We start from the raw sequence: 565 nt of genomic DNA on the forward strand, positions 1-565 counted from the left end.
CGCCCCGACGATGCGAACGAAAAAAAATAGCGGCCCTGCGGCCGCTATTTCGTTGAGGCAGGCTTGGTCGCTAGCGAACTCGCCACCTGTTTCGGCGCTGATGATGTCGCCGAACAGGTCCCACTTGCCGCCCTTGAACTGCATCATCTTGAGCTGCTCGATCGGAGCGAAGTCGTTCGGATTGGTGTTGATCTTGATGCCGGGAATCAGCACGTCAGGAGCGAAGTCCTTCAGGCTCGCAGCCTGCTTCATCACGTTCTCCCGGGTCAGATCGTCGCCGCATTGCTTGAGCGTCTGCACCAGCGTCTGCGCGGCGGCGTATCCGTAGACCAGATTGGTGTCGGACACATTGGCGCCGGGCATGTATTTGTCGATGAAGGCCATGAACTTCTTCATGCCCTCGTCATCCTTCCATTGCGCATCGGACGCGTCCTTCAGATAGGTCGCCGACAGCACGCCTTCGGATGCCGCGAGGCCCGCCGGCTGCATGACCGCGCCGATCGAGATCGACACATCCGTCATCACCTGCATCGGCTTCCACTCGAGCTCGGCGATCTTCTTGATC

Annotated in this window: 1 protein-coding gene; it reads right to left on the reverse strand. The window is 59.6% G+C overall.

Features of this window, described 5'->3' with window-relative positions; translation table 11 throughout:
- The coding region (locus ACMGDH_RS18200; protein WP_436829398.1) for an ABC transporter substrate-binding protein at positions 1 to 565 on the reverse strand (565 nt) is incomplete at both ends.

The sequence above is a fragment of the Sphingomonas radicis genome (assembly GCF_051400635.1).
Taxonomy (GTDB): Bacteria; Pseudomonadota; Alphaproteobacteria; order Sphingomonadales; family Sphingomonadaceae; genus Sphingomonas.